This is a genomic window from Apibacter muscae (genome assembly GCF_007845635.1).
GTDB lineage: Bacteria > Bacteroidota > Bacteroidia > Flavobacteriales > Weeksellaceae > Apibacter > Apibacter muscae.
Genome location: NZ_SELG01000038.1, coordinates 59,850 through 83,635 on the forward strand (window position 1 = coordinate 59,850; position 23,786 = coordinate 83,635).

The 23,786-nt window shown below is 27.8% G+C and carries 21 protein-coding genes and 1 tRNA gene; 10 read left to right on the forward strand and 12 right to left on the reverse strand.

Features of this window, described 5'->3' with window-relative positions; translation table 11 throughout:
* The 3 genes from ETU08_RS08890 to ETU08_RS08900 all read right to left on the reverse strand — a co-directional run bounded on the left by ETU08_RS08890 (nt 1) and on the right by ETU08_RS08900 (nt 1,941).
* Complete coding sequence (locus tag ETU08_RS08890; protein WP_146262675.1) at nt 1-1,041, reverse strand: SRPBCC family protein; 1,041 nt, start codon at nt 1,039-1,041, stop codon at nt 1-3.
* 140 nt (nt 1,042-1,181) lie between these two features.
* Nucleotides 1,182-1,556, reverse strand: coding sequence for a DUF1573 domain-containing protein (locus ETU08_RS08895; protein ID WP_146262676.1), 375 nt, complete (start codon nt 1,554-1,556; stop codon nt 1,182-1,184).
* A 25-nt stretch (nt 1,557-1,581) separates the two neighbouring features.
* Nucleotides 1,582-1,941, reverse strand: coding sequence for a DUF1573 domain-containing protein (locus ETU08_RS08900; RefSeq protein ID WP_146262677.1), 360 nt, complete (start codon nt 1,939-1,941; stop codon nt 1,582-1,584).
* Nucleotides 1,942-3,241: 1,300 nt separating this feature from the next.
* On the opposite strand from ETU08_RS08900, the gene ETU08_RS08905 reads away from it, so the two are divergent.
* Nucleotides 3,242-5,389 (forward strand): endonuclease MutS2, encoded by a 2,148-nt coding sequence (locus ETU08_RS08905; RefSeq protein ID WP_146262678.1) that lies wholly within the window; start codon nt 3,242-3,244, stop codon nt 5,387-5,389.
* Between the two features lie 231 nt (nt 5,390-5,620).
* Here ETU08_RS08905 and ETU08_RS08910 read toward each other — a convergent pair.
* Nucleotides 5,621-5,694, reverse strand: a tRNA-Arg gene (locus ETU08_RS08910).
* Nucleotides 5,695-5,853: 159 nt separating this feature from the next.
* Here ETU08_RS08910 and ETU08_RS08915 point away from each other — a divergent pair.
* Together ETU08_RS08915 and ETU08_RS08920 are read left to right on the forward strand one after the other, a co-directional pair.
* Nucleotides 5,854-6,498 (forward strand): 4'-phosphopantetheinyl transferase family protein, encoded by a 645-nt coding sequence (locus tag ETU08_RS08915; protein WP_146262679.1) that lies wholly within the window; start codon nt 5,854-5,856, stop codon nt 6,496-6,498.
* 31 nt (nt 6,499-6,529) lie between these two features.
* Nucleotides 6,530-8,401 (forward strand): glycosyltransferase family 9 protein, encoded by a 1,872-nt coding sequence (locus tag ETU08_RS08920; protein ID WP_146262680.1) that lies wholly within the window; start codon nt 6,530-6,532, stop codon nt 8,399-8,401.
* Between the two features lie 699 nt (nt 8,402-9,100).
* On the opposite strand, the gene ETU08_RS08925 is transcribed toward ETU08_RS08920, so the two are convergent.
* From ETU08_RS08925 to ETU08_RS08945, 5 genes are all read right to left on the reverse strand, one after another.
* The gene (locus ETU08_RS08925; protein ID WP_146262681.1) at nt 9,101-10,054 is read right to left on the reverse strand and encodes an acetyl-CoA carboxylase carboxyltransferase subunit alpha; all 954 of its coding nucleotides are present in this window, start codon (nt 10,052-10,054) and stop codon (nt 9,101-9,103) included.
* Between the two features lie 53 nt (nt 10,055-10,107).
* A complete protein-coding gene (gene rimM, locus ETU08_RS08930) occupies nt 10,108-10,623 on the reverse strand; it encodes a ribosome maturation factor RimM (RefSeq protein WP_146262682.1) in 516 nt (171 codons plus the stop codon).
* 6 nt (nt 10,624-10,629) lie between these two features.
* Nucleotides 10,630-11,187 (reverse strand): 30S ribosomal protein S16, encoded by a 558-nt coding sequence (locus tag ETU08_RS08935; RefSeq protein WP_146262683.1) that lies wholly within the window; start codon nt 11,185-11,187, stop codon nt 10,630-10,632.
* 110 nt (nt 11,188-11,297) lie between these two features.
* The gene (gene thiL / locus ETU08_RS08940; protein ID WP_146262684.1) at nt 11,298-12,347 is read right to left on the reverse strand and encodes a thiamine-phosphate kinase; all 1,050 of its coding nucleotides are present in this window, start codon (nt 12,345-12,347) and stop codon (nt 11,298-11,300) included.
* A 69-nt stretch (nt 12,348-12,416) separates the two neighbouring features.
* Nucleotides 12,417-12,860 (reverse strand): Rieske (2Fe-2S) protein, encoded by a 444-nt coding sequence (locus ETU08_RS08945; RefSeq protein ID WP_146262685.1) that lies wholly within the window; start codon nt 12,858-12,860, stop codon nt 12,417-12,419.
* Between the two features lie 98 nt (nt 12,861-12,958).
* Between ETU08_RS08945 and greA the strand changes: the two genes are divergently transcribed.
* From greA to ETU08_RS08965, 4 genes are all read left to right on the forward strand, one after another.
* Nucleotides 12,959-13,429 carry a transcription elongation factor GreA gene (greA, locus tag ETU08_RS08950; RefSeq protein ID WP_146262686.1) on the forward strand — a complete coding sequence of 157 codons (471 nt, stop codon included), beginning with the start codon at nt 12,959-12,961 and terminating at the stop codon, nt 13,427-13,429.
* 5 nt (nt 13,430-13,434) lie between these two features.
* Nucleotides 13,435-13,824 carry an HIT family protein gene (locus ETU08_RS08955; RefSeq protein ID WP_146262687.1) on the forward strand — a complete coding sequence of 130 codons (390 nt, stop codon included), beginning with the start codon at nt 13,435-13,437 and terminating at the stop codon, nt 13,822-13,824.
* A 63-nt stretch (nt 13,825-13,887) separates the two neighbouring features.
* A complete protein-coding gene (gene clpP, locus ETU08_RS08960) occupies nt 13,888-14,547 on the forward strand; it encodes an ATP-dependent Clp endopeptidase proteolytic subunit ClpP (RefSeq protein ID WP_146262688.1) in 660 nt (219 codons plus the stop codon).
* Between the two features lie 190 nt (nt 14,548-14,737).
* Complete coding sequence (locus tag ETU08_RS08965) at nt 14,738-17,914, forward strand: DUF5686 family protein (RefSeq protein WP_146262689.1); 3,177 nt, start codon at nt 14,738-14,740, stop codon at nt 17,912-17,914.
* Between the two features lie 62 nt (nt 17,915-17,976).
* Here ETU08_RS08965 and ETU08_RS08970 read toward each other — a convergent pair whose 3' ends face one another.
* On the reverse strand, nt 17,977-18,573 hold the full coding sequence (locus ETU08_RS08970) for an NUDIX hydrolase (protein WP_146262690.1): 597 nt from the start codon (nt 18,571-18,573) through the stop codon (nt 17,977-17,979).
* Nucleotides 18,574-18,606: 33 nt separating this feature from the next.
* Here ETU08_RS08970 and ETU08_RS08975 point away from each other — a divergent pair, with 33 nt between their 5' ends.
* Nucleotides 18,607-18,996 (forward strand): SRPBCC family protein, encoded by a 390-nt coding sequence (locus ETU08_RS08975; RefSeq protein ID WP_146262691.1) that lies wholly within the window; start codon nt 18,607-18,609, stop codon nt 18,994-18,996.
* A 68-nt stretch (nt 18,997-19,064) separates the two neighbouring features.
* Here ETU08_RS08975 and ETU08_RS08980 read toward each other — a convergent pair whose 3' ends face one another.
* Together ETU08_RS08980 and ETU08_RS08985 are read right to left on the reverse strand one after the other, a co-directional pair.
* Nucleotides 19,065-20,756 carry a S8 family peptidase gene (locus ETU08_RS08980; RefSeq protein WP_146262692.1) on the reverse strand — a complete coding sequence of 564 codons (1,692 nt, stop codon included), beginning with the start codon at nt 20,754-20,756 and terminating at the stop codon, nt 19,065-19,067.
* 17 nt (nt 20,757-20,773) lie between these two features.
* Complete coding sequence (locus tag ETU08_RS08985) at nt 20,774-21,370, reverse strand: WbqC family protein (protein ID WP_146262693.1); 597 nt, start codon at nt 21,368-21,370, stop codon at nt 20,774-20,776.
* Nucleotides 21,371-21,477: 107 nt separating this feature from the next.
* Here ETU08_RS08985 and ETU08_RS08990 point away from each other — a divergent pair, with 107 nt between their 5' ends.
* Both ETU08_RS08990 and pstS read left to right on the forward strand, forming a co-directional pair.
* Entirely contained in the window at nt 21,478-22,533 is a 1,056-nt protein-coding gene (locus ETU08_RS08990; protein WP_146262694.1) for a nucleoid-associated protein, read from the forward strand.
* Nucleotides 22,534-22,734: 201 nt separating this feature from the next.
* Nucleotides 22,735-23,784: a phosphate ABC transporter substrate-binding protein PstS gene (gene pstS / locus ETU08_RS08995; RefSeq protein WP_146262695.1), complete on the forward strand. Its 1,050-nt coding sequence runs from the start codon at nt 22,735-22,737 to the stop codon at nt 23,782-23,784.
* The last annotated feature ends 2 nt before the right edge of the window (nt 23,785-23,786 follow it).

The window sequence follows — 23,786 nt, forward strand, 5'->3', positions numbered from 1 at the left end:
TTATTCTATTATTAAATAAAATGCATTGCCTCTAATTTCATCATCATTGGAAATTGGGAAATCATTAAATTCCTGCCAAAATTGATTTTTTAGTTTAATGCCATTTTCTTTGGCGTAGCTATCTAAAGTATATTTTGAATTTAATAAATTGAGATTAGTAGTTTTAATAGGTGTAAATATTGCTTTGCCACTTGGGATCGAAATAAATTTAATATTATCATTTGGAATTATATCCAAATTATTTACAGGATATCCTGCATAATAGGTGGCAGATTTATTTATAGTATCAAAATTGGTATAATAAACTATAGGATTTTTTATATCTAAAAGGCTGTAATTTAAGCTATCAACCATATACTGATTTACTGTATGAAAAGATTTATGTAAATTTTTAGAAATTTCTTCAGAATCAGTAGTAGTTTCATTTTTTACAGCTAATAATTGTACATTCTTTTTGTCAATAAAATCAGATTCTCCGAGTTTTAGTTGTTGTGGAATATTTTTCTTATTTAATTTTAGTTCTAATCTATTTAAGGATTCATCTAAAATTTCTTGTAAATTTTCAGCATTTAAATAAGCAAAAATTCGTTTAAAATATGAAAAATCTTGCGTTTTTAATGATACTTTTATATAAGTTCCTTCTTTTAAAGATTTAAAATAAATATCTTCAGAGCATAATATGCCATAATTAACAAAAATAATCTGTGCTTTTATTTTCTTATTTATTATGCTCTCTAAGATTTTAAATTCTCCATTTCCAATTTCATAATTTTTTTTATTTTTCCAAGTCAGGCTAGCACCCTTACCTTTATAAGGTGAAAAATAATTAATTCTTGTGTTTATTGAATCCTGTTCAGTGAGTAGTCCCCAGCTACCGAAATTTTCAAGATCATTAAATTCCAAAAAAACTTCACTTATAGGGTTAATTAATTTCTTTGAAGCTGAAATCTCAATATTTTTAGGTAAAAAGTAAGGAAGAATACATCCTGCAATAATTAACAGAAAAAGTATAAATAAAAAAACATTCAGAATTTTTCTCATGCAATTTGTTTAAAATCTATATTTTATAGAGCTTTACAAAGCTACAAAAACAAATTATTTTTCGTTTAATATTTCAAATTAAAAAAAACACTATTATTGAATAGTGCTTTTTTTATTATCTTATAAAAGTATAGGTTAAATTAATTGACTTTACCCTGTACTGTAACATTTAAGACTGGGTTTTCAACATCATTGGAAGATATAACCATAGTTTTATTAAAATTACCTACAATGCTAGTGTTGTAAGTAACTACTATTTCACCTTTTTTACCAGGGGCAATAGGAGTTGTAGTCCAACTAGGAACAGTACAACCACAAGAAGTCTTTATATTTGAAATAATAAGTGGTTTATCTCCAGTATTTTCAATTTTAAGAATTCTTTTTCCTTCAGAACCTTTTTCAACATTCCCGTATTCTACAATATTATTGTTGTAATTAACAATTTTTAATTGTTGAGCGTTACTTAGTGCTATTGCGCCAAATATAAAAAAAGTGCTCAAAATTATTTTTTTCATAACTATATTTTTTTGAATTTAATATTTATAAAACGTTTCCCTTTATCTTTACAACTTTTCTAGGACTATCTAAACCGTTGCTATATATTTCAATAGATTTTAAAAATTTCCCCTTAATTTTAGTATTATATGAGATGTTAACCTGACCTGTTTTGCCAGGAAGAATGGGGGTTTTTGTCCATGATACAATAGAACAATCACAAGAAGATTTAACGTTAGAAATAATTAAAGGTTTATTTCCTTTATTAGTTATTGTAAATGACTTATGACCATCAGAATTTAACCTTACATCTCCATAATCTATAACATCTTTATCTAAAGAAATGCTTTGCGCTATTAAAAACGAAAAATTGCATAATAAAAAAATGTAGACTAGCTTTTTCATATTAAGAAATTATTATTGATAACGTGAAGTTAAGTAAAAAATTATAGATTATTAAATTTGTGGAAACATTTATATAAGTAATTTAATCTCTATTTTTCATGTTAATTTAGTAAATTAGAATTTCAATAGTTTTAATAATTACTTATAAATAGATAGTATATAAAATTTTTAGAAAATAAAGCGTTAAAATCATAAAACGGCACGGTGTTTGTTAATATAAAACTAATTTACGAGACAGTAAATTTTTCATAGTAGTTAGTTTTGGCCCCGTGTTTTTAACACGGGGTTTTTTTTAAGATATATTTATCTGTTTAATAAAATAGTATTTATATAAATACTTTAAATTGTAATGTATTATAATACTTAAAAAATTTAAAATAAAATTTATACTTATTTAATTTGAAATATGGTAAAATAAGTATCTGCCCCTCCGAGTAGTTGAATAGATAAGGATAGCCCTGAAGCGCCAAAGGTTATAGCATCTCCCTCATTTAAATCAACAATTGAAAAAATTTTTCTTGTAGGTGGAGAAACACTAATCCCTAAAACTGAAACATTATTAAAAGATTCCTCAGCTTCTAAAGTATAAATATTTTCACTGGCTTTTCTTTTTAATATACCAACACCAACGTTAGAAGCAGAGAATAAACTGGAGGTGGTGTATTGTATATATACGACATATATTCCACTATTTTTAGCTATAAATTCGTATCTATTTAAGTCGTATTCATTGTTATAGTCAAATGAAATATTTTCAAAAGCAATTTTATTCCAACCAGAAATTCCATCAAGAGAAATTATTGAGGTTGAGTTTGAACTATTGCCGCCTTTAACGTATGAATTTTTTATAATGTTAGTGTCATAGTGTATTATACCATCATCATTGACAACTAAAACTTTATTTGAGATGGAAAATTATTTGTTTGAATTTTTTGCAATAGGACTATTTTGGTCTATAACACCCCTAATTTTTAAATTGCCATTTACATCAAGTGTTGCAGTAGGTTGATCTATATTAATTCCTACTTGAGAAAAAGAGTTTAAGCTAATTAAGTAAAAACAATATAAAATTAATCTTTTATTGTTAATAAAAAACTATTTAATGTTAATATTAGTATAAATATAATATAAATATAAGTTGTTTTTTATTTTTATATAAATATTTTTATAAAAAATTTTCTATTAATAAACTATAGATATAAATACTAGTATGAATGTTTTTAACTAAATGATTTTGATAAATTCAAAAACTTTACTTTTGCAAAGTAAGCGTTAATGATAATTAATAATTGATTGAAATATGCAGATTGCTAGAGATACCTTAAAAGAACTTGAATATTATAAAATCCTTGAAGAAATTGCAGTTTATTGCTATTCCGATTATGGAAAAGAAAAAGTTATAAACTTACATCCACTTAAAAAGGAGAAAATAAAAGATGCACTAAATTGTGTTAATGAATATTTAAGCAGTTTTATGAATGAGAACTTCATTCCATTTAATGGATTTGAATGTATTGATACAGAATTAAAAATGCTTCAAATTGATAATTTCACTCTTGAAGCAAAATCATTTTTAAAAATTAGAGATCTTTCCAAACTCATTAATTCATTAATTGTACATTTTGAAAAATTTAAAGAATATTTTCCTACTCTTCACAAGCAGATATCTCATATAGAATACAACAAGAATATAATTTCATTAATTAATAATGTATTTAATCGTTTTGGAGAGATAAAAAATGAAGCATCTTCTTCGTTAAAAATCATAAGAGAGCAACTTCAGATCACAAGAAGAAATATTCAACAAAATTTTGATAAATCGTTATCATATTATGCTCAAAGTGGGTATTTGGATGAAATTAAAGAAAGTGTAATTGATGATCAAAGAGTTCTAGCTGTAAAATCAAATTTAAAAAAATCAGTAAAAGGAAGAGTTTTAGGTTTTTCCAAAACTGGTTCTATTTGCTTTATCTTACCAGAATCAGTGACTAATTTGAATATAAAATTAATTGAATTATCCAACCAAGAAAAAAATGAGATTCTAAAAATTTTAGCTGATTTAACGCGGGAAATTTATGAGTTTTATCCATTACTTTTTAACTATCAAAAGTATATATATGAGTTGGATGTTGTTCAAGCCAAGGCTCGGTATGCAGAGTCAATTCATGGGATATTACCTCATATATCTAATGATCAAGAAATACAGATTATAGAGGCTTATCACCCTATATTATTATTAAATAATGTAAAAGAAAAAAAACAAACCATCCCACAAACCTTAAGCATAAACAAGGATACTAGAATAATCTGTATTTCAGGTCCTAATGCAGGAGGCAAGAGTATAACTTTAAAAACAGTGGGGTTAATTCAGTTAATGATTCAAAGTGGAATATTAGTACCAGTTCACCCTAATTCTAAAGTAGGTTTTTTCAATAAAATATTAACAGATATAGGGGATAATCAATCGATTGAAAATCAATTAAGTACATATAGTTCTCGTTTAAAAAAAATGCATACAATAATAAAACAGGTTGATAATTCAACATTGTTATTAATTGATGAATTCGGTACAGGATCTGATCCGGAATTAGGTGGTGCCCTAGCTGAAGCTTTTTTGGAATATTTTTATGAAAAAAAATCCTATGGAATTATAACTACCCATTATACAAATATTAAATTAAGAGTAGAAGAGTTGAAACATACCCAGAATGCTTCTATGTTATTTAATGAAAAAACATTAAAACCTATATATAAATTAGAAATAGGTCAAGTTGGTAGCTCGTTTACTTTTGAAGTTGCAGAGAAAAATAATATACCTTCAGAAATCATTCAATTGGCGAGGAAAAAAATAGAAACTAATAAAATTGACCTTGACAAGACGATTGTTAGATTACAACAAGAGAAATATAATATTGAAAGATTGAAGGGAAGTTTAAATAAACAAATAGATCATTCAAGTGAGAAAAACAAACAATTATCAGACACTATAAATTTTTATAAACAAAAATTGATAAATTTTCAGAAATTATATGAGGATGAATCTAGATTGAATTTTTTAGGAGAAAAAATTCAAAAATTTATTGATGCCTATGCAAATGGGAAAAGTAAAAGAGATATATTTAAAGATTTTTCTAAACTTTTAGAGCAAGAAAAATTTAAAAATTCTCAAATTACGGAGGTTGATAAAATTATAACAAAAAGGCACAGAAATAAAGTTAAGTTAGAATTAAAAAAAGAAGATATAAAAGAACAACTTCAAACAGCGAAAATACAAGAAATTAAAACAACAGTAGATCGTGTGAAACAGTGGATGAAAGAAAACCGTAAAGTAAAAATTAAAGGCAGTACAAGTGCTGCAACAATTGATAAAATAGAAGGAGAGATGGCATTTTTAAATTATGGGTTATTTACTACTAAAATTTCTATATATGAATTAGAGAAAGTATAGATATTTAATAAAATTAGATTTATAAATTTATTTAATCAATTTAAACGCAATGAACATTCAAAAAATTTTAACATTTCCTAAGCTGGAAAAATACATACAATTTGTGTAGAATAGAATTTAGAACTTTAGGCTAGATACTAATATAGTTCGAGTGATAACTACTATTAAGTTATTAATATAATTTTTGTAAAAAAAACTAAACTATTAAGTAGAATTAATATTAAATATTAGTGACCGCGGGAAGAGTCGAACTCCCAACCTTCAGAGCCGTAATCTGACGCTCTATCCAATTGAGCTACGCGGCCGATACTAATTTTTAAGATTGCAAATGTAATATATATTCTTTTATTATTAAAATTATTTTGCAGATTTTTTTTAAAACATTATTATCAAAATATATAAACTGATGAATATTAATGTATATCATTAAATTCATATATTTACTAAAATATTATCATTAATAAATGCCTGTTGTTGACTTTATAATTCCGGATTATTTTACAAGAATTGTTACATGGAAAGTTAGTGAAACAAATGAAGATTTACTAAGAATTCTAAAATTGTCTAAAGATAGATTAAGTACCTATAATTTATTAACACCTAAAAGAAAAAGAGAATATTTGGGTTTAAGAGCTTGTTTGATGGCCCTAGGTTTAGACAATAACGTGAAGTATACTGATAAAGGTAAGCCTTACGTTGAGGGAACGTATAATATTTCTATTTCTCATTCTCATGGAATGGTATGTGTTGGAGCTTCTTCATTTCAAATTGGAGTAGATATTGAATTGGAGAGAAATAAGAAAATTGAAAACATAAAGGAAAAGTTTGTAAGAGAAGATGAATTCAGCTTTATTCCTAAAGACAATCAAAAAGATTATTTACATATTATTTGGGGCTTAAAAGAAGCATTATATAAAATTCATCAAGGGAATTTATGGTCTTTTTTAAATCACTATAGGGTTGAACCCTTTAAATTAAATATGGATAAAAATATTATTTGTTGGATTACAGATAATATATCAAGTTCAAAATATTTTGCGAATTATAAAAAAATTAATAATTATTACATGGCATATGTTTTAAATTATGGTTTTGGATCATCTAAATAATTAATAAGTATATTTATATAAATTTCATCTGGTGAAAAATAAAATCCTAATAATTCAAAACAAATTTATTGGTGATGTATTAGTCTCTAGTGTATTGGCTAAAAATATTAAGTTAGAGAATAAAGAAGCTGAGATACATTTTTTTTGCTACGATAAAGCAAAAGGTATTTTGGAAAATAATCCTTATATAGATAAAGTTATAACTTTTAACAATGAGGAACTAAAAAAAATTTCTGTTCTATTAGCCTATTCAAAATTAATAAGAAATCAAAAATATGATATATTAATTGATCCTTATGCAAAATTACAGAGTAGGATAATGACTTTATTTTCCACTGCGAAAATAAAAATTAGTTATGACAAGCCATTTTTTAAATATCTTTATACAAAAACTCATAGAGAAGAAAGTCTACCCAAAGTTATTCAATGTACATCCATTGAAAATAGATGTTTATTACTAAGTTCAATTTTAAAGAGGCCATTTAGAAATTTAGATTTTCAAACAGAAATTTTTTTAACTCAGGAAGAAAAAGATATTTCTAAAAAAATTATGTATGAAAATGGAGTAGATTTTAAAAAACCTGTTTTAATAATTGGTGTATTGGGGAGTTCTTTAAAAAAATCATGGCCATTAAATTATATGGCTGAACTAATAAACTCAATATTAAGTTCCTATGATGTAAATCTTTTATTTAATTATATACCTGAACAATTCAAAGAGGTTGAAAATTTGCTAGATAAAATAGTAGAAAAAGAAAAAATATTTACTTCAATTTTAGGAAATAATATTCGGGAATTTGCTGCAATTTTATCTAATTGTGATGCCCTAATAGCAAATGAAGGAGGCTCAGTTAATATAGCTAAAGCATTAAACATACCAACATATTCTATTTTTTCACCACATAAGTTTAGGAAAGATTGGGGATGTTATGAAAATTTAGCAATTCATCAAAGTTTTCATCTTACAGATCTTTTTCCAGAGATTTACAAGTTATATTCTATAAAAGAAATACTAAATAATCCAGAACCTTTTTATAAATTAATGTATACAAATAAGGTAATCCCTAAAATACATGAATTTATAACTGAGACGTTAAAAATTGAACAAAAAAGTAATTTAGAATTAATATTAAATTCATCAAATAAAATTTCGGCAGTTTGTATAACTTATAATGAAGAAAATAATGTCAATAAATTTTTGAAAGATATTGATTTTGCAGATGAAATAATTGTTGTTGATTCTTATAGCACTGATTCTACTAAAGAGTTGGTTGAAAAAAGCAATAAAGTAAAATTTTTACAAAGAAAATTTGACAATTTTACTAATCAAAAAAATTATGCAATAGATCAAGTTTCAAATGAATGGGTGATATTTTTTGATTTAGATGAGCGAATTCCTATGGATTTAAAGATGGAAATATTAATGACTATTAACGATCCACATGCTAAAGATGCATATTGGGTATATAGAAATTTTTATTTTAAGAATAAGCATATTAAAAATAGTGGATGGAAAAATGATAAAGTAATACGTTTATTCAAAAAAAATAAATGCAAGTACAAAGTATCAAAATTAGTGCATGAAGAAATGATTTACAATTCTGAACCTGGATTTTTAAAAAATAAAATTGATCATTATTCATTGGCATCCGTTAAGAGTTATGAAGATAAATTAGATCATTATTCCCAACTCAAAGCAAAAGAATTATTTGAAAAAGGTAAAAAAGCAAATTTTTTTCATCGTTATATAAAACCATTATATCGTTTTTTTCATCATTACATCATTCAATATGGGATTTTAGATGGAAAAGAAGGATTTATTATATCCAAAATATATGCTAGGTATGTATATAATAGATATAAATATTTAGATAAATTCTGGGATGAAAAAAAAAGTTTTTAAATATTTAAATCTTGGTATGCAAATTGGTTAATAATAAGTATTCATAAGGCAATGAATTTTCATAGTAGTTAGTTTTAGCCCTACCTTTTTTAGAGGTAGGTTTTTTTTATTTTTTATATTTTAATTTGTAAAATATATAATTATTAAGTTTGGCATATTAATTGTTTATAAACAAGTATTCATAAGGCAATGAATTTTCATAGTAGTTAGTTTTAACCCTACTTTAATTTTTTAAAGTAGGGTTTTTTATTTTATATCGTTTTAAATAAAAAAATAAAATAAAGAATTATTTTGGCATATTAATTGTTTATAAACAGGTATTCATAAGGCAGTGAATTTTCATAGTAGTTAGTTTTAACCCTACTTTAATTTTTTAAAGTAGGGTTTTTTATATATTAAGAATTATACTATAGTAATTTGATTCATACATTTTAATCTTATAAATTGAATTTAAGTTCATATTATAATAATCCGTTTATAGTTATGAATTGGCACGTAAATTGAATATTAAAAAGTATTCATAAGGCAGTGAATTTTCATAGTAGTTAGTTTTAGCCCTACTTTAATTTTAAAGTAGGGCTTTTTATTTTAGAATTGATCCCTATAGTTTTAATTTTTTATAAGCATGATATTCTATTAAAAATGAATATACAAAAAAAGCACTAAATTTTTTAGTGCTTTGTTATTTATTATTTGTATTTAGCCGTTATAATCTCCTATATTGATAAATTTATTTTGTCTATGTTCAACTAATTCTTCTGGACTTAATTTTTCAAGTTCATTATAAGCATCTAAGATTTTTGATTTCAATGAATTAAAAGCTTCTTGAGGTTGATAGTGTGCACCTCCTAAAGGTTCTTTAATTATACCGTCAATAATCCCTAATTCGTAAGAATGTTTTGGGGTTAGTTTTAAACTTTCTGCAGCAACTTCTTTATATTCCCAACTTCTAAATAAAATTGATGAACAACTTTCAGGAGAGATTACAGAGTACCAACTGTATTCCATCATATAAACTTTATTACCGACACCAATGCCTAAAGCACCTCCGCTAGCCCCTTCACCTATAACTACAGAAATTATCGGTACCTCAATACTACACATTTGGCGTATGTTATTTGCAATAGCTTCGCCTTGCCCTCTTTCTTCAGCTTCAAGTCCAGGATAAGCTCCAGGAGTATCAATTAAGGTTAAAATTGGGATATTAAATTTTTCAGCCATTTTCATTAGACGTAAAGCTTTTCTATAACCATCAGGATTAGGCATACCAAAACGTCTGAATTGTCTTTCTTTAGTATTCTTACCTTTTTGTTGCCCGATGATCATAAAACTTTTGCCATCTATTTTGCCTATTCCACCTATCATAGCTTTATCATCGGCATAATTTCTATCCCCGTGTAATTCAATGAAGGTATTATCGGTGATTGACATGCAGTAATCTAAAGAGTAGGGGCGGCTAGGATGTCTAGATAATTGAACAGTTTGCCATGGGGTTAACTTATCGTAAATGTTATGTTTGGTTTTTATAATTTTTTCCTCAATTTCTTTGTAAGCGGAGTCAATATTAATTCCACTTTCTTTACCTAGAGCAATACATTTACTCAATTGCTCTTCCAAATCTTTTATAGGAAGTTCAAAATCTAAATATTCCATTTATAAAGTATTTTGTGTATAAGGTTTTAAATTTATATAATAGATAAGGACTCTTATATATCCAGAATACCTTCTGGCAAATTCATTTTAATATACTGTTCTTTTCTATTTACTTCAATAATCCAATCATTTATAATAGGGATGTAAATATTTTTAGAATTTAAAAGTTCAATACTAAATAATGATTGTGGGGATTGATCATTAATTTCAATAATTTTACCAACAGAAATATTATTTTGATCTAGTATATTAAAATTTATTACCTCATGGTAATAAAATTGCTTTCCTGATAGTTGAGGTAAAAATTCTAAAGGTAGATATATATCTTTGCCTATTAATTCTTGTGAATTTAAAGAAGTATTTTCAAATTTTATTCGTAAAGAATTCTTATTAAGAAGCTGACATTCTACTAAAAAAAAAGGAATCGGCATTCCATTTATATTTATAAATACCGATTCTAAATTTTCATATACCTCTGGCTCATCAGTATCTAATTTAGCAACTAGATGTCCTTTTAAACCATGAGTTTTAGTGATTGTGCCTACATAGTAACAATCTTTTAAAAGCATAAGCTATTAAGCGTTGGTTTCTTCATTTTTATTTTCTTCAGTATCTGCGGAAGTATTTTCTTCAGTTACTGGAGCTTCAGCATCATTAGCTATTTCTTGGTTTTCTTCTTCAAGAGCTTTTTGTTGTGCTGCTATACGAGCTTCATTAATTTTTTTCTCAGCTTCAAACTTTTCTTTTTTAGCTTGTTCTTTAGATGAAACTAATTTTTCTTTTTTAGTTAGAATACTTTTTTCTTTATGTTCTAACCAATCTTGGAATTTTTTTTCAGCATCTTCAGCAGAAAATGCACCTTTTTTTACTCCACCATTTAAATGTTTTTTTAATAATGCACCTTTAAATGAAAGAATACTTTTAGCTGTGTCAGAAGGTTGTGCACCTTTTTCTAACCAATCAACCGCTTTGTCTAAATTTAACTCAATTGTTGCTGGGTTAGTTGTAGGTACATAGATACCTAATTTTTCAATGTTTTTACCATCTCTTTTAGATCTAGAGTCTGCCACTACAATGTGATAAACAGGTTTACCTTTCTTTCCGTGTCTTTGTAATCTGATTTTAACTGCCATAAATTAAATGTATTAGTGGGAACCCGTCCCAAAATTTTATTTTTTAATCTCGCAAAGATACTAATATGTTTGATTTAAACAAGTTTTAATTTCAGTGAGAATGTTAATAATTAGTTTTTCAAATAGGCTTCCCAACCTTGGGCCCTTAATGGAATAATTTCATTTTGGCCTTTAGTTACTAAAAAGTTTTTATTATTTTGTGTTGCATGGCCAATAATTGAAAAATTTGGATTATGCTTGATTTTGTCGTGTTCACTTACGGGTATTGTAAATAGTATTTCATAATCTTCCCCTCCATTCAATACACCCGTTACAGGATTTATTCCAAACTCAGAGGCTGTGGATATAACTTGATTATCCATAGGTATTTTATCTTCATAAATAGAAAAACCAACATTGCTTTTTTGCGATAGATGTAGAATTTCAGAAGCTAATCCATCAGAAATATCAATCATTGAAGTAGGGTGTACTTGCATTTCCTCCAATAGATTCTTAATTTCAACCCGAGCTTCAGGTTTAAGCTGTCTTTCTAATAAGTATGTATAATCATTTAAATCTGGTTGTAAATTAGGATTTGCTTTAAAAGCGACATTTTCTCTTTCAAGTACTTGTAATCCAAAGTATGCTCCTCCCAAATCCCCTGTAACAACAAGTAAATCATTGGGTTTTGCACCATTTCTATAAACGATATCTTCCTTTTTTGCATATCCAATAGCAGTGATGTTTATAACTAATCCAAGGTTTGAAGAAGTTGTATCCCCACCTACTAAATCAATTTTGTAGAAATTGCATGCAGTTGAAATACCCGCATAGATTTCATCTAATGCTTCAACAGGAAATCGATTTGATATAGCTATAGATATTAATATTTGTTCTGGTATCGCATTCATAGCAATGATATCACTTATTCCTACAACCACTGCTTTATATCCTAAATGTTTTAAAGGAGTGTATGTAAGGTTAAAATGAATATTTTCGACAAGTGTATCGGAGCTAACTAAAACTTCTTTATTTTTTGAATCTAAAACACATGCGTCATCTCCTATACTTTTAAGAGTTGAGGAATTAAATAGTGAAAGGTTCTTGGTAAGATGCTCTATAAGACCAAATTCTCCATATTCTGAAATAGGAGTTTTAAATAAATTTTTATTGTCAAACATTTATTAGTTAATAAATTTTAAATTTTTTTTAAAAAGGAAAATGATCCTTGCGAACAAATTTAAAATAAATTAATTGTAATTGATATATACCATGTTTCCAATTAATTGTGCTGGATAAGATTTTGGTGGTCTTCCAGCAGCTTTGTCTCCAATAGGCTGTCCATTAAATAACCATTGAGCACCATCGTCAGGACATAAAATATAAAAGTCATCCACAACCTCTAAAGTGCTAGATTCTGATGGGCAAATGTGAGGGGCGTTTCTGTCGTAGGCTACAAAGCCTTGAGATGTATTAATTACTATAAGCCCACGTGTTCCAGACAATGGACCAGCCGGTACATAAACATAACCATTAATACTTGCAAGATTTTGGTTGCTAGGTAAACCTAAATCTAATGCAACATTTATACTTGTGTTGGGAAAACAACTTATTGTTTTATCGCCATTTGTGCAATGGGTAAACAATGAAAAAATTAAAAAAAATAAGAAGAGATTAATATTTTTTTTTATCATAATAAAATTCTTTAATTTTGTAGTTCAAATAATCCGGCGAAAATATAAAGTCGGATTATTTTTTATATATATACTAAATTAATAAAAATATAAGTATCATGAGTTATGTAACGAAAGAAGGTTTGGGAAAATTGCGAAAAGAACTAGAACAATTAGAACAAATTGAAAGACCTAAAATTACGCAACAAATAGCTGAAGCAAGAGATAAAGGTGATTTATCTGAAAATGCTGAATATGATGCAGCAAAAGAAGCTCAAGGTATGTTAGAAATGCGAATAGCTAAATTAAAAGATATTATTTCAAATTCAAAAGTTATTGATCAATCCCAGTTAGATACTTCAAAAGTTGCTATATTATGTTCTGTGAAAATAAAAAATAAAGCCAATGGGCAAGAGCTAAAGTATACCTTGGTTCCTGATACAGAAACTGATTTGAAAGCAAATAAAATATCAGTACATACTCCTATAGCAAAGGGTCTTTTAGGTAAAGAAGTGGGAGAGACAGCCCAAATAACTTTACCCAATGGAAATCAAATTGATTTTGAAATTTTAGAAATTTCATTAGAATAATACCCATGAGCAGTATATTTTCTAAAATCATAATTGGTGAAATTCCTTGCTATAAAATAGCTGAGGATGATAAATTTATAGCTATTTTAGATGCATTTCCAGTAGTTCAAGGACATGTATTGGTAATTCCTAAAAAAGAAACAGACCAATTATTTAAACTACCAAGAGAGGAATATAATGAACTAATGTCATATACCTATAATATAGCTCAAGCTGTAAAAAAAGCTATTCCATGTGAGCGTGTTGGTATGGTGGTTCAAGGATTAGAAATTCCTCATGTACATGTTCATTTAATACCATTAAATGAACCTTCAGATTTGCAATTTGAAAAAAAATTGAAATTAACAGTTAACGAATTTGAAACTATTGCAAACAAAATTAAATCGTACCTTTAAAAACATTGGTCAATGCTGATCAAGTGAAACTTAGACATTTTTTAATATAAATATAATATAACTATGAATTTAGGAAAAGAATTTCAAAAATATGCGGTAAAAGATAGAGGAATTAGTAGTTTAACTATGGATCAATATTTTAATTCAATGACTCCTTATATTACGGAAGAAAGGAAATTGAATGTTGCTCAAATGGATGTTTTTTCTCGATTAATGATGGATAGAATCATATTTTTAGGTACTGCCATTGATGATCATATTGCAAATATTGTTACGGCTCAGTTGTTGTTTTTAGAAAGTGCTGATTCTTCTAAGGATATTCAAATCTATGTAAATTCACCAGGAGGAGGTGTTTATGCTGGTTTAGGAATTTATGACACTATGCAAATTATTAAACCTGATGTAGCCACTATATGTACAGGAATGGCAGCTTCAATGGGAGCAGTTTTATTAACAGCAGGAGCACCGGGTAAAAGATCGGCATTGAAACATTCAAGAATTATGATTCATCAACCTTTAGGTGGAGCTCAAGGACAAGCATCCGATATGGAAATTACCCTTAAAGAAATTTTAAAATTAAAGAATGAATTGTATGAGATTTTAGCTTCTCATTCAGGACAATCCTTCGAAAAAATTGAAAAAGATTCTGATAGAGATTATTGGATGATTTCTAGTGAAGCTAAAGAATATGGATTAATAGATGAGGTTTTAGAAAAGCGTTAAAATTATTAAATGATCTTACATTTAATAAATGAATATCCTATTACAAAATTTAAAATTAACACATTAGAAATTATTTGTTATAATATATTTCTTATTAAAATTTATAAAATATAATTTTTAAAAGAAACTTTCGTTTAAATGATATTACTATCAAATAAATGAAAGTTTTCTTTATTATAACTATTGCTTTATGTTGAAAAAAATATTATTTGTATCTGTGTTATTGCAAACATTGGTCATGATAGCACAGGTTAAAATATCAGGAGTAGTCATTAATCAAGATATTCAAAGGCCTATTTCAGGAGTTAGAATATCTTTTTCAAATCATCCACAAGCAGAGATTTTAACAAATACTGATGGGACTTTTCATTTAGAGTCTAATACCACTAATGACTCATTAGTAATTATAGCTTTAGGATATAAAAAGAAAATTATTCCACTTCATTCTCAAGAAGACTCAAATATTATTGTCAAATTTTCTTCTAATGATCTTGAAAAAGATTCACCGGTTCACCCTTTGGTTCAGGAATATGTAAAAGTAACAGGTACGCTTAAAGATTTAGAAAATCAAGAACCTATTACCAATGCACGAATATTTTTTAAGGATTCTCATGTACAAACCTATTCAGACTCGAATGGTTTTTTTGAAATCATAAATAGAAAGTTCTCCGATTCTATATTTATAGATGCTAATAAGTATCCGATCAAATCAGTTCCTTTAAGTAAAGGAGATAACTTAAATTTAGAAATTAATTTTTCTAATAGTAATAGCAATCCAAATTCTGAGTATATAGTTAGTAATGAAACAAATCTTAAAGAAAAAATAGATCATGATTCTTTAATTATTCATACAGACTCCATAAGTTATTACAAAGCGAATGGACATCTTTATAATATGGATAAAAATGAACCAATTGCGGATGCTACTATCTTTTTTGAAGGGACTCAGAACTTTACAAATTCTGATGAAAATGGATACTTTGAAATTCAAGATGATTCAAATGTAAATAGATTAGCAATCTATACCAATGATTTCGATGTAAAGTATGTAACTTTAGATAAAGGTAATAATTCGAACTTAATCGTAGAGTTTTCAAATAAAATTGAAGAAAAAGAAAAAAGAGAAGTTATTAAGTCAGATAAATTAGAAGGAGTTGTAGTTAAAGGATTTCCACCTAAGAGAATACCTAAAAAGGAAAATCCAGCCTATAGAATTATGCAGGAAGTTTGGAAGAGAAAGAAAACCAATGGATTGAAAAATTTCAATAACTATCAATATAACGAATACGAGAAAATTGAGTTTGATTTAAATAATATTGATAGTGCATTTATAAGTAAGAAAATTTTTAAAAAATTAGATATTACAGTTCAGGATATTGACACCTCAGCTTTTCTTGGGAAAACATATCTTCCTGTATTTTTAAACGAATCAATTACCCAAGTGGTAGGAGAGAATAAACCATCCAAGCGAGAAAAGTCTTTTCTTAGAGGGAATAGATCAGTAGGTGTTCCTAGTGATAATGACATTATAGCAAATACAGTAAAAAACCTATATAAAGACGTTAATATTTATGACAATGTATTAAACTTCTTTAATAAAGGATTTACAAGTCCTGTAGCAACCATAGGGTTTTCAGTCTATGATTATATGTTAGTTGATACTGTAATGGTAGACTCTGTAAAATGCTACTATTTAAAATACAAACCCCGCAGAGCAAATGAATTAACTTTTAAGGGTGACCTATACATTACATACGATACATATGCAGTAAAACATGCAACATTACAAGCAGCTTCTGGTATTAATGTAAATTTTGTAAAAGATATTTATATGGAGCTTGATTATAAAAACGTTAATGACTCCGTGTTTTTGCCTTTAAAGTATTACACCAACTTGGATATGTCTTTAATTACGAAAAAAGATAAATCTAAAGGCATGTTTGCAAAAAGAACTCTCATCTATGACAATTATTTATTTGATGAGCCATCAAGCAAAATTGATACACTCTTAGATGAACAATGGGAACCAATATCTGGAGGAGCCTATAAGCAAAATGATCAATTTTGGGAAGAACATAGATTAGAGAAATTGACTGATGACGATTTAAAAGCTAACGAAGTAATAACAAAGGTTTCCAAAACAAAGCTTTATAGAGATATTACTAATTTAGTGCAAATATTATCCTCAGGGTATGTAAATGTAGGCAAAGCTATTGATATAGGTAACTTATACCAATTTATAGGGTATAATGATGTAGAAGGATTACGACTACGATTGGGTGCTAGAACATATTTTACTCCTAATGATATGTGGAGACTAGAAGGTTATACAGCCTATGGATTTAAAGATGAGCAAGTTAAATATGGAGCAGAAGGTAGGTTAATGTTTAATAAATTCAATAGATTTACTATTGGTTTAGGTACTAAACGAGATATATCTCAATTAGGAGTATCATTAACTGAAGGAGAAAGTATAATGAGTAGATCTTTTGCTTCATCATCAATTATATCAAGAGGTAGTAATGAATTTCTAAGTTCTGTAAATAAAACAAACGCCTTTGTTTCAATAGAGCCATGGAAAAATGTTCAATTAAGATTAGATGGAACGTATCAGTTTATAAAATCAGCAAATCCTGAAAAATTTGACATTGGTTATTACGATAAATTTGGAAACATAAAGCAAGATTTGTATGATACACATCTTACCTTTAGTGTTGAAGCTAGACCGGGAGCCAAATACTCACGATATGGATTAGATAGATTTGAACATACAACTTTAGCGCCAACGTTTATTTTAAAATATGTAAGAGGAATTAAAGGAGCTTTTAACAGCGGATTTAACTATGATAAAGTTCAATTCATGTATAGCCAACCCATACTTTGGGGACCTATTGGTAGAACCGATATAACTACGGAATTTGGAAAAACATTTAACAAATTACCCGTATCACTTTTAGGCGTTATACCGGGGAATCAATCTTACGGAATCATTCCTAATACTTTTGCCTTATTAAATTATTATGACTTTGTAACAGATGTATATGCAACTATGCACTTGGAACATCATTTTAACGGGAGAATATTTTCTTATATACCTCTACTTAAAAAACTTCAACTAAGAGAAGTTCTTATTTTCAGAGGGGCTTGGGGAGATATTTCCGATGGTTCCAAAAGCATGAATGCTTCCAATATTGAATATGTTGCACCTAATAAAGACATTTACTATGAATATGGGTTTGGAATTGAAAATATAGGTTTTGGAAATCTAAGAATTTTTAGAGTAGATTTTAACTGGAGAGGAAATTATTTAGATATTAAAAAGGTAAATAAATTTGGAATTAAATTTGGTATGCAGTATTCTTTTTAATTGAAATTTATAGTTAAAAAAATGAGAATTTAATTATTCTCATTTTTTTAACTATAAAATTTTTATTTAAGAATATATTTATTGCAAAGACCATAAATAGTACGATATGTATTTTTCATAAACGTAGACACTTCTTTCTTAGAAGCAAACTTAACCATCTCAATACCTTCTTCAATTTGCGGTTTAGGACTTTTATTTTCCAAGTAAAACAATGAAAACCATTGAACAACTTTTAAATAATACTGATCTTTAGAATAATAAACATGATAAGTAGTTTTTAAATAATTCTTCAATTCTAAATTTTTAATTCCGCATTCTTCTTCAACTTCTCTTAGGGCTGTTTCTTCAAAGCTTTCACCTTTTTCAACATGTCCTTTTGGTAAATCCCAAATTCCATTTCTTTTAATAAATAAAAATTCATTCAACTGATTATGTACGATTCCACCAGCAGCATAAATGGGCAATGCAAATTCTTGAAATTTAGCCCAAGTCTTTTTTTTATTTTTAGAAAAAATATTTACATAACGAACTTCTTTGGAATTGTAAAGCAGTTCAAAAGATGTTTGAAAGCTAGTAGGGCTATAAGGTAAGTTAATGGCACCTTTAACTTTTTTTTTGCCTAAGGATAGAAATTTTTCGTTTACTGAAATTTTGTACATTTGTTTTTTTAAGTTTTATCAAAAATACAAAAAATGAATATAAAGGGAGATAAAATAGTTGTTCATAAATCAGCTGAGGAAGTTTATAAACAAGCAGAAAATCCTTCAGAATTTAAAAGCTTTATGCCTGAAAATACTGAGAAGTTTGAGGTTACGGAAGATGGATTTGTTTTTGCATTAAAGGGTATGCCTGAAATAGCTTTAAAGTTTAAGGAAAAAGAACCATTTTCAAAGATAATTTTAACCTCTGCCAAAGAAACTTTAAATTTTGATTTATCCCTTAGAATTGAAAATATTAATGAGCAATCTTGCCATGTGCAATTTAGCTTCGATGGAAAATTTAATATGTTTATATCTGCTATGGTTGAGAAACCCCTTAAAAATCTTATTAAATCATTGACTGAAGGTATATCAGAAAATTAATAAGAGTTCAAAAATATAATCAAAAAAAATCCTGAATTTATAATTCAGGATTTTTCATTTTAAACAATTTATTTCTTGGAAGATTTTTTAGTTTCCTTAGAAGGATAATGTTCATAAGCATATTTTACGGCTTTATAAACATCAACAACTCCACCGCTCATGGAAAGTTCATTGAAAGGAACTGTGATTTTAGGGCTATTATCACTCTCTCCACCTGCAGTTGTTGCAACTGTAGATACATTAGCAGTTTTTAATAAAATTTCTTTTACCTGTTCAGCAGTTAAACCTGGAAAGTAAGACCAAAGTAGAGCAGCACATCCAGCAACCACCGGAGAAGCCATACTTGTACCCTGTAAAAATTTATATTTACTACCCGTTACCGTAGAATAAATTTCAGAACCCGGTGCAAAAATATCTACTCGTTCTTTTCCATAATTAGAAAAAGAAGCTTTGAGTTTTAAACTATCTTTAGTACTTGCACCCACGGTAATCCAATTGTTAACAAATGATTTATGTTCATTATCTTTAAAATTGGTTGGAAAGTTATATTCCGTATCTACATTCATATTATCATTACCCGCAGCATGAACCAGTAAAACCCCTTTTTTCTCAGCATATTTCATAGCTTTCCATACTACTTCTTTATTAGGAGAAAAAGGCTTTCCAAAGCTCATATTAATAATTTTTGCTCCGTTATCCACAGCATAAATAATTGCGTTAGCAACATCTTTATCTCTTTCATCCCCATCTGGTACAGCTCTAACCACTAATATTTTTGCTACATCACCAGCAATACCATCCATTCCTATATGATTGTTTCTTTCTGCTGCAATAATTCCAGATACATGTGTTCCGTGTAAAGCATCAGGACCTTCTACTTGGTTATTTCCATAAAATTTCTCTGTAACATCTTCGTAGTTATCTCCAACTATTCCTCTAGGATCATATTCTTTGTTAAGCATATAATTTAACTTATTGGAATAATAATCCACAGCATCTTTTATTTGCTCATCAAACATTTTCTTAATTTCATCCGCATTTTTACCGCTAATTTCTTCATCTTCAGACATGTGTAAGAATGCTTGTTTAATCTGATCATTAGGGAATGTAGCCGCTTTAACATTTGCTACTGTTAATGGTTTATCACCTAAAGCCTCTTGTAAAGCATAAGTCATCTGTCCTATCATAGCTTTTTGAGAATTTATTTGGTTTAAATTCTGTTGTGCCTCAGCATAGTCTTCGTCATATTTCGCTTTCGCTCTTTGGTATTCTTTAAATTCTTTTGAATATTTTTTGCGATTGGACTCGTTGGTTTTAGGATCTCCGGTTTCAAATAACTTTTCGTATTTAACAACTATACGAGTAGATTCAGTAGTATCATGATCTACATCTTTCCCATTTTTATTACCTATGAAGCTCCAACCGTATACATCGTCAATATATCCATTTCCATCGTCGTCTTTTCCATTTTTTTCAATCTCTTTTATGTTTACCCAAATATTGTTTTTTAAATCAGGATGGTCTATTTGTACACCGCTATCTATAACACCAACAATTATTGGTGAGGGTTTTAACCCTTTAGACTTTAAAAAGTCTAAAGCTTCATTAGTTCCAACTCCAAAAACACTAGTTTTTTCATAGCTTTGATGATACCAGTTCTTTAAGTAAGTTGAATCAACCGGTTGACTAACCACCTGTCCAGTTAAAGAAGCTGAGGTAATTGTAAATATTATACCTAAGCTTAAAAGTATTTTTTTCATTTAAATATGTATTTTTTTTAAAATGTTTTAATATAATTAGCAGATTTCGGACCAACGTTGAAAACCAAATCTAAAATTGATAGATTATTCATAAATTCAAATCGATCAGAAAAAACCTGTATATAATATGGGTTTTTATATTCATCATTTTTTTTAGCATTAAATGACATTCTAAAATCCGTGATTTCTGATTTTTGAATGTACTCCTGAGTATAAATAAAATTGTTGTCTAAATCAAGAATTTTACATGCCCACTCTAAAGTACTCAAATTTAAATCAAAAAGAAAAGTCTCCTTCTTTTCAAAAATTTTTGATAATGAATCTTCATAATATTCAAAGTAAGGAGAACTTTGATAGGAAGATTGTAATGATTTCCAATGAATTTTTTGCCATGCGCTTGAGTAAGATATTTTTATATCTTTTATAATACGAGCTCCAGAATGTTCAATAGGAATTATTAATGGAAGTTTACCATTGGCTCCCTGAATAATACATCGGTTTCTATAAGTTTGTTTGGGGAAATTCTCCCACCTTTCAATAGCTTTATCCTTATGTAATCCCCAAACATTGTAATACGAAATAGGGGCAAAGTAAAAACAAGGCAATAGAACCATACAAATTTCTTTATTAATGACAAAAATACTAATTCCATTGGAATAAGAATTTTAAAGAGAGAGAATTAAAAGGTATTTTTGCACAATTTTAAAGATTATAAATTAAAATGATTAATTTAAGAACTGCGTTAATAACTAAACTGACCTTACAATCAGTGGGTAATAAGCTAAGAGAAGAAAAGAATGTTTATGCTGGAGATCTTTTTCACTTAAGTGAAAAAGAAGAAGAAGAATTGCAACCTTTCTTCATAACTCCATTTAAAAACCAGTCAGAATATTATCAATTTACTCATTATACACAAGATATAAACTTCAATGTTTTATATACTTTATGTAAAGATATATTTGATGAAGATAAAGATTTTGTAGAATTCTCAGATAAAGTATTGGATCATCTATTGGAACGTTCGAACCATCCACAAATAAAAAAAGGTGAAGTGTTTATAGCCTTATTAGAAGGAATAGATGTAGGACAAGAATCTAAAGTAAAAGGTATTGGGATATTTAAGTTAGAAAATAAAAATAAATTTCTAAGATTTCGTGAATCAGATATTGTTGAAATGGCCATACAAAAGGGGTATCGACTAAAATCATCTTTGGATAAAGGTTGTGTTATTTTGAATGTACAAAAAGAATCCGGATATTTAGTACTCACCCATGACGATGCTCAAGTAGAATCAGAATATTGGAAAAAATCATTTTTAGATGTAGATTACATAAAAGACGATGCCTATCAAACAAAGAATTATATTCATTTATTGTCAGATTTTTCGCAACAATACATTTTGGAAGAGAAAGGAAAAAAAGTGCAAACAGAATTTATTGGCAATTGTTTACAAGTTTTTAATGAAAACGAGACCATTTCTCAAGAGCTTTTAGAAAAAGAATTATTGGATAATTATGGGGTAACCGAAGAATTTAAGAATTACAAAAAAGAATACTCCGAGACAAGCGCTTTACAATTTTCTGAAATTTTTGATGTTTCTACAGTAGCTTTGAATCGTGAGAAAAGAAAAATAAAAACAGATATAAAGCTTGATACTCATATACAGATAAAACTAGATATTAATTCTCCAGAATCATCAGAAGATTTTATGGAACAGGGGTATGATGAAGAGAAAAAAATGTTTTACTATAAAGTATATTACAATTCTGAATTATAATTTATTTTTTATCATTACTCTAATTAAAATTAAAAATTTTGGTATATAAATTTATTTAAATCAAATCTAAAATTCATTTCAACAGATGTGTTTATTTAATCCAGTTATTGCCTTTGTTAATTATAACTACTTAACTATATCGTAACAATTTTGTAATATAATTGTTACGAATTAAAGCTATTATTGCTTAAAATTTTGAAAATGAAAAAAAACATTTTTTTATTATTTACAGCTCTAATAGCTTTAGTTGCTTGTAATTCCGGAGGAGAAAAAAAAGGCACTAAATTGTCCGGAGCAGGAGCAACTTTTCCAGCCCCATTTTACACTTTAGTATTTAAAGATTTTACTAAAAAAACAGGGAATGAAGTTACCTACGGGGCAACTGGAAGTGGAAGCGGTATAAGAAGCTTAAAAGACAGAACGGTTGACTTTGGTGCTACAGATGTTTACCTTTCTGAAGAAGAAATAAAAGAAATGGGAGGGAATATCTTGCATATTCCAACGGCCATGGGAGCTGTAGTTCTTTCGTATAATTTGCCAGGGATAGACAAAATTAATTTAACATCGTCTATTATTTCAGATATTTATTTAGGTAATATCAAAAACTGGAACGATCCAAAAATTAAAGAGATTAATCCGGAAATAAATTTCCCAGATTTAGAAATAACTCCTGTTTATAGATCCGATGGAAGCGGAACTACTTTTGTATTTACAGATTATATGTCTAAGGTTAATCAGCAATGGAAAGATAAAATTGGTGCAGGAAAATCTTTAGAATTCCCTAAAGGTATAGCAGCAAAGGGTAATCCTGGGATTGCGGGAATTATCTCAAAAACAAAAGGAGCCATTGGTTATATAGGGTCTGAATATGCTTTAGCACAAAATATACCTTTTGCAGCTTTACAAAATTCTTCTGGAAAATTTATTGAAGCTAATTCTAAAAGTATTTCAGCTTCAGCCAATGTAGATTTGCCGGACGATACTCGTATAATGATCAGTAATTCAAGTTCTCCAGATGCATATCCTATAAGTACTTTTACTTGGATCATTGTGTACCAAGAGCAAGATTATAACAACAGGGGAGAAGAAAAAGCGCGAGCATTAAAAAATTTATTAAATTTTATAGTTAGCCCAGAGTCACAAGAAGGTGCTTCTCGTTTAAACTATGCTCCAATTCCGGAAAAAGCGGTTGAAAGAGTTCATGCTATTTTAAATACCATGACTTATAACGGTAAACCAGTTGCTGAATAATA

Coding starts and splice junctions, on each gene's coding strand:
- ETU08_RS08890 (WP_146262675.1), bottom strand. CDS start 1,041: ATGAGAAAAATTCTGAATGTTTTTTTATTTATACTTTTTCTGTTAATT.
- ETU08_RS08895 (WP_146262676.1), bottom strand. CDS start 1,556: ATGAAAAAAATAATTTTGAGCACTTTTTTTATATTTGGCGCAATAGCA.
- ETU08_RS08900 (WP_146262677.1), bottom strand. CDS start 1,941: ATGAAAAAGCTAGTCTACATTTTTTTATTATGCAATTTTTCGTTTTTA.
- ETU08_RS08905 (WP_146262678.1), top strand. CDS start 3,242: ATGCAGATTGCTAGAGATACCTTAAAAGAACTTGAATATTATAAAATC.
- ETU08_RS08915 (WP_146262679.1), top strand. CDS start 5,854: ATGCCTGTTGTTGACTTTATAATTCCGGATTATTTTACAAGAATTGTT.
- ETU08_RS08925 (WP_146262681.1), bottom strand. CDS start 10,054: ATGGAATATTTAGATTTTGAACTTCCTATAAAAGATTTGGAAGAGCAA.
- rimM (WP_146262682.1), bottom strand. CDS start 10,623: ATGCTTTTAAAAGATTGTTACTATGTAGGCACAATCACTAAAACTCAT.
- ETU08_RS08935 (WP_146262683.1), bottom strand. CDS start 11,187: ATGGCAGTTAAAATCAGATTACAAAGACACGGAAAGAAAGGTAAACCT.
- thiL (WP_146262684.1), bottom strand. CDS start 12,347: ATGTTTGACAATAAAAATTTATTTAAAACTCCTATTTCAGAATATGGA.
- ETU08_RS08945 (WP_146262685.1), bottom strand. CDS start 12,860: ATGATAAAAAAAAATATTAATCTCTTCTTATTTTTTTTAATTTTTTCA.
- greA (WP_146262686.1), top strand. CDS start 12,959: ATGAGTTATGTAACGAAAGAAGGTTTGGGAAAATTGCGAAAAGAACTA.
- ETU08_RS08955 (WP_146262687.1), top strand. CDS start 13,435: ATGAGCAGTATATTTTCTAAAATCATAATTGGTGAAATTCCTTGCTAT.
- clpP (WP_146262688.1), top strand. CDS start 13,888: ATGAATTTAGGAAAAGAATTTCAAAAATATGCGGTAAAAGATAGAGGA.
- ETU08_RS08965 (WP_146262689.1), top strand. CDS start 14,738: ATGTTGAAAAAAATATTATTTGTATCTGTGTTATTGCAAACATTGGTC.
- ETU08_RS08970 (WP_146262690.1), bottom strand. CDS start 18,573: ATGTACAAAATTTCAGTAAACGAAAAATTTCTATCCTTAGGCAAAAAA.
- ETU08_RS08975 (WP_146262691.1), top strand. CDS start 18,607: ATGAATATAAAGGGAGATAAAATAGTTGTTCATAAATCAGCTGAGGAA.
- ETU08_RS08980 (WP_146262692.1), bottom strand. CDS start 20,756: ATGAAAAAAATACTTTTAAGCTTAGGTATAATATTTACAATTACCTCA.
- ETU08_RS08985 (WP_146262693.1), bottom strand. CDS start 21,370: ATGGTTCTATTGCCTTGTTTTTACTTTGCCCCTATTTCGTATTACAAT.
- ETU08_RS08990 (WP_146262694.1), top strand. CDS start 21,478: ATGATTAATTTAAGAACTGCGTTAATAACTAAACTGACCTTACAATCA.
- pstS (WP_146262695.1), top strand. CDS start 22,735: ATGAAAAAAAACATTTTTTTATTATTTACAGCTCTAATAGCTTTAGTT.